Raw genomic sequence first — 8,779 nt, 5'->3', positions numbered from 1 at the left:
GTACAACATCATGAAGCGGGAGAACTCGGTCCGCAGTTCGGCGAAATCGGCTCTGCTGACCCCACTGCTGTCTTCCACGTTCGGCACCCTCATCTGTTAGCTGGTGTAACCAGTCTGCCACCGATTGTGCCGTGTCCGGTTTCAGTGGGTGCGCAGTGCGGCGAGCGTCATATCCCGCAGGACGCGACGTGCGCGTGCCGGCGAAGCTGGGTTGGCGCTGTGAGGGGTCGAGTTGATCAGTCCGAAAGTGGCATGCGCTTTGATGCGGGCATCCGCCTGGTCGAGCTGGGGATCGAGTTGCTCGAGGACTCCGACCCACACCTCGACGTACTTGCGCTGCGTTTGGCGCACCTGTCGACGCGCGTCGGCCGGCAGGCTTTCGAGGTCGCGGTCCTGGATGCGGATCAGGTCCGGCTCGCCGAGCGCGAAGTCGAGGTGGAACTCCACCAGTGCGTCGAGAGCGGCGCTCGGTGAGTCCGCTGCCTCCGCTGCCGCAGAACCGCCTTCGTGCAGGCGCGTGCTGATGCCGACGAGTAGTTCCACGAGGACGGCATCCTTGTTGGGGAAATGCCGGTACACGGCCGGGCCGCTGATACCGACGGCCGCGCCGAGGTCTTCGAGTCGCACACTCACGAATCCGCGTTCGGCGATCAACCGTGCGGCGGCATCCAAGAGCTGACGACGACGGTCGGCCTTCATCTGATCGCGTCGCGTCGGAGCTGCTACCTGCTCAGAGGTCATTCTCTCGATCTTTCTTCGCTTGTGTTCTGGACAACTCAGTTAATCATAGTTAATCTAGTTTCAGTTATCGAGCATTAACTCATGGCGAAGGCGGCGGGATGACTCCCAGTGGAATCACGCAAGGATCGGGCTACCGGTCCGATCACACCGTTCTGGTGGACGAACTGAAGAAGAAACTGGCGCAAGCAGCGCTGGGTGGCAACGAGCGCTCTCGCGAGCGCCACGTGAGCAGAGGGAAACTGCTGCCGCGAGATCGCGTCGACTCGCTGCTCGACCAGGGCAGCCCGTTCCTCGAGTTGTCGCCGCTGGCGGCCAACGGCCTGTACGACGACGAGTGCCCCGGCGCCGGCGTCATCACCGGTATCGGCCGTGTGTCGGGCCGGGAGTGCGTCATCGTCGCCAACGACGCGACGGTCAAGGGCGGCACCTACTACCCGATGACGGTGAAGAAGCACCTGCGCGCGCAGGAAGTTGCGTTGCAGAACAACCTTCCATGCATCTACCTCGTCGACTCCGGCGGCGCTTTCCTGCCGCGCCAGGACGAGGTCTTCCCGGACCGCGAGCACTTCGGCCGGATCTTCTACAACCAGGCGACCATGAGCGCCAAGGGGATTCCCCAGATCGCCGCAGTTCTCGGTTCGTGCACCGCGGGCGGCGCCTACGTGCCCGCGATGAGTGACGAAGCAGTGATCGTCCGCAACCAGGGCACGATCTTCCTCGGTGGTCCGCCGCTGGTGAAGGCGGCCACCGGTGAGATCGTCACCGCCGAAGAACTCGGCGGCGGCGACCTGCACTCCAAGGTTTCCGGCGTCACCGATCACCTGGCCGAGGATGACCGCGACGCACTTCGTATCGTGCGCAACATCATTGCCACGCTCGGCCCCCGCTCCGAGCGCCCGTGGGACGTCATCTCCACGGTTCCGCCTGTCGCAGATCAAAGCGAACTCTACGACGTCGTCCCGACCGATCCTCGGACTCCGTACGACGTGCACGAGGTGATCACCAAGCTCGTCGACGGTGGCGCGTTCCAGGAGTTCAAGGCTGAGTACGGCAAGACGCTCGTCACCGGTTTCGCCCACATCGAGGGCCACCCGGTCGGCATCATCGCCAACAACGGCGTGCTCTTCGGTGAATCCGCCATGAAGGGAGCACATTTCATCGAACTGTGCGACAAGCGCAGTGTGCCGCTGCTGTTCCTGCAGAACATCGCAGGCTTCATGGTGGGACGCGACTACGAGGCCGGCGGCATCGCCAAGCACGGCGCCAAGATGGTCACGGCAGTTGCGTGTGCACGGGTCCCCAAGCTGACAGTTGTCATCGGCGGCTCGTACGGCGCCGGCAACTATTCCATGTGTGGACGCGCGTATTCGCCTCGCTTCCTGTGGATGTGGCCGAACGCGCGCATCTCGGTCATGGGCGGCGAGCAGGCAGCTTCGGTGCTCTCGACGGTTCGTAGCGAGCAGCTCGACAGCGCGGGCAATCCGTGGTCGGCCGAGGACGAAGAGTCGTTCAAGGCGCCGATCCGTGAGCAGTACGAGGCTCAAGGCAATCCGTACTACTCCACTGCGCGGCTGTGGGATGACGGTGTCATCGATCCCGCAGATACCAGAACTGTTCTCGGCCTGGCCCTTTCGGTGTGCGCAAACGCACCGATCGAGCCGGTCTCCTACGGCGTCTTCCGGATGTGAGCGAAATGACTGAGTTGCGCACTATCGATACTGTTCTCGTGGCCAACCGCGGTGAGATCGCGGTTCGCGTGATCCGCACGCTGCGTGAGTTGGGAATTCGCAGCGTCGCCGTCTACAGCGACGCCGACGCGAATGCTCGCCACGTCCGCGAGGCCGACACTGCCGTCAACATCGGACCGGCCGCGGCGCGTGAAAGCTACCTCGTCATCGACAAGGTCATCGACGCTGCCAAGTCCACCGGTGCTCAGGGTATTCACCCCGGTTACGGCTTCCTGTCGGAGAACTCGGCGTTCTCGGCTGCCTGTGCGGCCGCCGGAATCGCCTTCCTCGGCCCCTCCGAGCGGGCGATCGAGGTGATGGGTGACAAGATCACCGCGAAGAACGCGGTTGCCGCGTTCGACGTGCCGGTGGTCCCGGGTATCGCTCGTCCGAACCTGACCGACGAAGAACTGATCGCAGCAGCCGAGGACATCGGCTACCCGGTGTTGGTCAAGCCTTCGGCCGGCGGCGGTGGCAAGGGAATGCGTCTGGTCGAGGATCCGGCCAATCTGGCCGAGGCTCTTCGCAGTGCCCGCCGTGAGGCCGCGTCGTCGTTCGGCGACGACACCCTGTTCCTCGAGCGATTCGTCCTGCGGCCCCGGCACATCGAGGTCCAGGTTCTCGCCGACCAGCACGGCAACGTCGTTCACCTCGGTGAGCGCGAATGCAGCCTGCAGCGGCGTCACCAGAAGGTCATCGAAGAGGCTCCGTCGCCGCTGCTCGATCAGGTGACCCGTGACCGGATCGGCGCGGCAGCGTGCAACACCGCTCGAAGCGTCGATTACACCGGCGCCGGCACCGTGGAGTTCATCGTCTCCGCCGACAAGCCGGACGAGTTCTTCTTCATGGAGATGAACACCCGCCTGCAGGTCGAGCATCCCGTCACCGAAATGGTGACCGGACTGGATCTGGTCGAATGGCAGGTCCGTGTGGCAGCGGGAGAGAAGTTGGCCTTCTCCCAGAGCGACATCACGCTGACCGGGCACGCCATCGAAGCTCGTGTGTACGCSGAGGATCCGGGCCGTGGATTCCTGCCGACCGGCGGCCGCGTCGTCGATCTGGTCGAGCCGTCAGGTTCCGGCGTGCGCGTCGATTCCGGACTGCTCGCAGGCACCGTCGTCGGCAGTGACTACGACCCGATGCTCAGCAAAGTCATCGCCCACGCTCCCGACCGCGCAGGCGCACTGCGCAAACTCGATCGCGCACTCGGTGACACCGCAGTGCTCGGAGTCGTGACCAACATCGAGTTCGCACGATTCCTCCTCGCTGATCCGGATGTGATCGCGGGCAACCTCGACACCGGTCTGCTCGATCGTCGCGTCGAAGACTTTGTCGCAGCCGACGCCTCCGACGAGGTTCTCATTGCTGCCGCGGCGTATCGCTGGCTCTCGCGATGGACAACTTCGGAATCCGTTGATCCCTGGGACGTCCCGAGTGGATGGCGCGTCGGAACTCCCGCTCCGACCAGCATCAGGCTCGCCGCCGGCACCCGAACGTCGCACGTTGCGATCGTCGGCGTTCCCGCCGATGCAAAGGTCGAGGTCGAAGGTTCACAGCCGCGCGCATTCAGCGCGACCCTGACGGGATCCGAACTGGCGGTGGTGATCGACGGACGCCGACGCACGTTTGTCGTCGCCGAGACCGATGGTGGTCTGTGGCTGGCAGGCGGCGGAACCTGGCACGTGCGCGAGGTTGCCGAAGTCAGCGTTCGCGGTGAGGACAAGCACGCCGGTGACGCCGAAATCGCCAGCCCCATGCCCGGTGCCGTCATCGCAGTCAACGTCGAGAACGGCGCGGCAGTGAGCGCGGGACAACCACTCGTCGTGGTCGAGGCCATGAAGATGGAGCACTCCTTGACGTCCCCGATCGACGGGATCGTGGAAGTGCTTGTCCGTCAGGGTGATCAGGTGATGGTGGATCAGGTTCTGGCCCGCGTGGTACCTGTCACGGACGAAGAGACTGCAGAAGTAAAGACCGAGAACACGACGCAGAAGGAAGACGCCTGATGTCCGATTACCTTGCCACCGGAGCGCTTCCGGACGAATACCAGCAGCTCGCCAAGACGGTTGCGGACTTCGCGAAGACCGTAGTGGCACCGGTTGCTGCCGAGCACGACGCCAACCACACCTTCCCGTACGAGGTAGTGGCCGGGATGGCTGACATGGGACTGTTCGGCCTGCCGTTTCCCGAGGAGTACGGTGGAATGGGCGGCGACTACTTCGCACTCTGCCTGGCGCTCGAAGAGCTGGGCAAGGTCGACCAGAGCGTCGCGATCACTCTCGAAGCTGGTGTGTCCCTTGGTGCCATGCCGATCTACCGTTTCGGTAACGAGGCACAGAAGCAGGAGTGGCTTCCGCAGCTCACCAGCGGCAAGTCGTTGGCTGCCTTCGGCCTGACCGAGCCCGGTGCGGGTAGCGACGCCGGCGGCACCAAGACCACCGCGAAGTTCGACAGCGGTGAGTGGATCATCAACGGCAACAAGCAGTTCATCACCAACTCGGGCACCGACATCACCAAGCTCGTGACGGTCACCGCGGTCACGGGTGTCAAGGACGGCGGAAAGAAGGAGATCTCGACGATCCTCGTGCCGACCACGACGCCCGGCTTCACGGCCGAACCGGCGTACAACAAAGTCGGTTGGAACGCATCCGACACCCATCCGCTCACGTTCGCCGATGTTCGTGTCCCCGAAGAGAATCTGCTCGGTGAGCGCGGCCGCGGCTACGCGAACTTCCTGCGCATCCTCGACGAAGGCCGCATCGCCATTTCCGCGTTGAGCGTCGGTGCCGCCCAGGGCTGCGTCGACGAGTCGATCAAGTACGCCAAGGAACGCGAGGCGTTCGGTCGCCCCATCGGACACAACCAGGCCATCGCGTTCAAGATCGCGCGTATGGAGGCTCGTGCCCACGTCGCACGTACCGCGTACTACGACGCGGCCGCACTCATGTTGTCGGGCAAGCCGTTCAAGAAGCAGGCGTCCATCGCCAAGCTCATCTCCTCCGAAGCTGCCATGGACAACGCCCGCGACGCCACCCAGATCCACGGCGGATACGGCTTCATGAACGAGTACGCCGTCGCGCGCCACTACCGTGACAGCAAGATCCTCGAAATCGGTGAGGGAACCACCGAGGTGCAGTTGATGCTCATCGCCCGTGAGGCAGGGTTGTGACGAACCCCAAGAAGATCACTCAGCGCGGGCTCTGGTTCGAGGAGTTCGAGGTCGGCGCGATCTACGAGCATCGCCCAGGCCGGACGGTGACCGAGGCTGACAACGTCCTGTTCACGACTTTGACGATGAACACGCAGGCGTTGCATCTCGATGCCGCGTACAGCGAGGACACTCAATTCGGTGTGCGGTTGGTCAATTCGATGTTCACCCTGTCGACCATCGTCGGCCTCTCGGTCGCGCAGTTGACGCAGGGCACCATCGTCGCCAACCTCGGTTTCTCCGAGATCAGCTTCCCGAAGCCGCTCTTTCACGGGGACACCCTGTACGCCGAGACGCTCATCGCGGACAAGCGTGAGTCGAAGAGCCGTCCGGGCGAAGGCATCGTGACGCTCGTGCACACCGGGCGCAATCAGCACGGCGATGTCGTCGCACTTGCCACGCGCAAGACGTTGGTGCAGCTCCGCCCGGCCGAGGTGTCCTCATGACGTGGACGCCACCGGGGCCGGCCTGGTTGTTCTGCCCGGCGGATCGTCCCGAGCGCTACGCGAAGGCGGCCGCCGTTGCCGACGTCGTGATCCTCGATCTCGAAGACGGGGTGGCTCCGGCCGACAAAGAAGCCGCACGTGCAGCCCTGATCGACACTCCTCTCGATCCGGACCGGACGATTGTGCGCGTCAATCCGGTCGGTACGCCTGATCACGAACTCGATCTGATCGCGCTGGACGGCACACACTATTCGCGTCTCATGCTGTCCAAGTGCGAATCGGCTGAGGACGTCCTCTCGCTCGCACCGGCGGACGTGGTTGCACTCGTCGAGTCCCCGCGAGGAGCCCTCTCCGTGGCCGACATCGCGCTTGCTGCGAACGCCATCGGTGTCATGTGGGGAGCCGAGGATCTTGTGGCCGGTCTCGGCGGTAATTCGAGCAGGCACCCGAACGGTTCGTACCGCGACGTTGCCAAGCATGTCCGATCGACGTCGCTCCTGGCTGCGAAGAGCTACGGCCGGTTGGCTGTCGATTCCGTTTATCTCGACATCAAGGACCTCGTCGGCCTGGGCGTCGAGTCCGCTGATGCTGTCGCAGTCGGCTTCGACGTGAAGGTTGCGATCCACCCGAGTCAGGTCGAGGTCATCCGTGGTGCCTTCGCACCTTCGGAAAAAGAGATCGACTGGGCCACACGAGTGCTTGCCGCGGTGTCTACTGAACGTGGTGTGTTCGCGTTCGAGGGCAAGATGGTCGACGCTCCCGTTCTTCGTCACGCCGAGAAGCTTCTTCACCGAGCCGGAATCTTTCAGCAGAAGGAGAACTAACGGATGAGCAAAGTCGTGAATACGGCAGCTGAGGCAGTTGCCGACATCGCGAGCGGATCCAGGCTCGCAGTGGGCGGCTTCGGGCTGTGCGGTATTCCCGACGCACTGATCGCGGCGATCGCCGACGGCGACGCCACCGATCTCGAGGTGTTCTCCAACAACTGCGGTGTCGACGACTACGGTCTCGGCATTCTGCTCGGCGCGCACCGGATCGCCAGGGTGACGGCGTCGTACGTGGGGGAGAACAAGGAGTTCGCCCGCCAGTATCTCGCCGGTGAGCTCGAAGTGGAGTTGACGCCGCAGGGGACGCTGGCCGAGCGGCTGCGAGCTGGCGGTACCGGCATCCCGGCGTTCTACACTCCGGCCGGCGTCGGCACACCGATCGCCGAGGGCGGCTTGCCGTGGCGATACAACCCGGACGGTTCGATCGCCGTGGCGTCGCCACCGAAGGCGACGGCAGTGTTCGGTGGCCGCACGTATGTATTGGAAGAGGCGATCACCGCTGACTTCGCGCTCGTGCACGCGGACTACGGCGACACCGAAGGAAATCTCGTCTTCAACAAGACGGCGATGAACTTCAACCCGCTTGCTGCCATGGCCGGCCGGATCACCATCGCGCAGGTGGAGAACCTCGTCGAGCCGGGCGACATCGACCCCGCACACGTGCACCTACCTGGTGTGTTCGTCGCGCGGGTCGTGCACACAGGCCCACAGGAGAAGCGGATCGAGAAGCGGACCGTCTCAGGGGGTACCAAGTGAGCAGCGCAGAGGAAACTCGTATCGGTTGGACCCGCCACGAGATGGCCGCTCGCGCTGCTGCCGAGATGCGGCCGGGTGAGTACGTCAACCTCGGTATCGGCCTGCCGACGCTGATCCCCAGTTACTTGCCCGAGGGTGTCAAGGTGGTCCTGCACAGCGAGAACGGCATCCTCGGTACCGGACCGTATCCGACTGATGATCAGGTCGATGCCGACCTCATCAATGCAGGTAAAGAAACCGTCACTGTCAATCCTGGTGCCGCGTTCTTCGACTCGGCCCTCTCGTTCGGGATGATCCGCGGCGGCCACATCGACACCGCGGTGCTCGGCGGGATGCAGGTGTCGAAGACGGGTGACCTCGCCAACTGGATGGTCCCCGGCAAGATGGTCAAGGGCATGGGCGGGGCGATGGACCTGGTCCACGGTGCCCGCCGCGTCATCGTCGTGATGGAGCACACCGATCGCGACGGAAACCCCAAGATCGTCGAGGCATGCACCCTGCCGCTTACCGGGCAGGGCGTCGTCAACCGGATCATCACCGACCTCGCGGTGCTGGACGTCACCGCGGACGGGCTGGAGCTTGTGGAGCTGGCTCCAGGTGTCACCAGTGAACACCTGAAGAGTGTGACTGGTGTGGGTTTTTCCTGAAGCTTCGTACCTTCAATCGAAAGAACGCGCCGACCGCTGGTCGGCGCGTTCTTTCGTCGGTCTGTCGGCGTGTACCGATAGTCTCGATCAGCGACTGTCGAATCTGGTTCGAGCTCGGGCACCAAGTAGCTGAGGGGCCTGTAAATTGTCCGAGGTGACTGATGTGGATGGGGGTGCAGATCGTCGGCAGCAAATTGATTGTTCCAGGGGTGGAGATGTCGCGCACAGTGTCTGAACCGTGCGTTTCGGCAATGCGATCGGGGGGTAGATGAGCTGGGCGATTTGTAACGAATTGCAGCAAAACCGTCGATACACCGGGGTATGGATTTCTCTTGTCACCTATGTATCGGAGACAATGGGTGGTTCTGGCTCGTCGAGGTTGGATGAGGTCGGTAGCTGCTGCGAATCGGACGTTCGGCTCGCACGG

The 8,779-nt window shown here is 63.6% G+C and carries 8 protein-coding genes; 7 read left to right on the top strand and 1 reads right to left on the bottom strand.

All coding sequences use genetic code 11. The features are described 5' to 3' along the window. Positions 1 to 141: 141 nt before the first annotated feature. Entirely contained in the window at positions 142 to 741 is a 600-nt protein-coding gene (locus AC1DWA_RS30270) for an SACE_7040 family transcriptional regulator (RefSeq protein ID WP_003941968.1), read from the bottom strand. A gap of 98 nt (positions 742 to 839) precedes the next feature. On the opposite strand from AC1DWA_RS30270, the gene AC1DWA_RS30265 reads away from it, so the two are divergent. The 7 genes from AC1DWA_RS30265 to AC1DWA_RS30235 are packed head-to-tail and all read left to right on the top strand — an operon-like array spanning position 840 to position 8,352. Continuing rightward, a complete protein-coding gene (locus AC1DWA_RS30265; protein WP_021334316.1) occupies positions 840 to 2,429 on the top strand; it encodes a carboxyl transferase domain-containing protein in 1,590 nt (529 codons plus the stop codon). Positions 2,430 to 2,434: 5 nt separating this feature from the next. Next, positions 2,435 to 4,474: an acetyl-CoA carboxylase biotin carboxylase subunit gene (locus AC1DWA_RS30260; RefSeq protein WP_416315085.1), complete on the top strand. Its 2,040-nt coding sequence runs from the start codon at positions 2,435 to 2,437 to the stop codon at positions 4,472 to 4,474. Then, positions 4,474 to 5,637 carry an acyl-CoA dehydrogenase family protein gene (locus AC1DWA_RS30255; protein ID WP_007730190.1) on the top strand — a complete coding sequence of 388 codons (1,164 nt, stop codon included), beginning with the start codon at positions 4,474 to 4,476 and terminating at the stop codon, positions 5,635 to 5,637. Before AC1DWA_RS30260 ends, AC1DWA_RS30255 begins: the two co-directional genes overlap by 1 nt. Beyond that, positions 5,634 to 6,122, top strand: coding sequence for a MaoC family dehydratase (locus tag AC1DWA_RS30250; RefSeq protein WP_003942078.1), 489 nt, complete (start codon positions 5,634 to 5,636; stop codon positions 6,120 to 6,122). The genes AC1DWA_RS30255 and AC1DWA_RS30250 overlap by 4 nt, the downstream gene beginning before the upstream one ends. Further along, a complete protein-coding gene (locus AC1DWA_RS30245) occupies positions 6,119 to 6,946 on the top strand; it encodes an HpcH/HpaI aldolase/citrate lyase family protein (protein WP_416315086.1) in 828 nt (275 codons plus the stop codon). Before AC1DWA_RS30250 ends, AC1DWA_RS30245 begins: the two co-directional genes overlap by 4 nt. 3 nt (positions 6,947 to 6,949) lie before the next feature. Beyond that, positions 6,950 to 7,705: a CoA transferase subunit A gene (locus AC1DWA_RS30240; RefSeq protein ID WP_007730192.1), complete on the top strand. Its 756-nt coding sequence runs from the start codon at positions 6,950 to 6,952 to the stop codon at positions 7,703 to 7,705. Positions 7,706 to 7,746: 41 nt separating this feature from the next. Then, positions 7,747 to 8,352 carry a 3-oxoacid CoA-transferase subunit B gene (locus tag AC1DWA_RS30235; RefSeq protein ID WP_176749024.1) on the top strand — a complete coding sequence of 202 codons (606 nt, stop codon included), beginning with the start codon at positions 7,747 to 7,749 and terminating at the stop codon, positions 8,350 to 8,352. The last annotated feature ends 427 nt before the right edge of the window (positions 8,353 to 8,779 follow it).

This window comes from Rhodococcus sp. P4_F3_2 (assembly GCF_056401335.1).
Note: the sequence above shows the minus strand (reverse complement) of the source record. Positions and strands in the feature narration are given on the sequence as shown.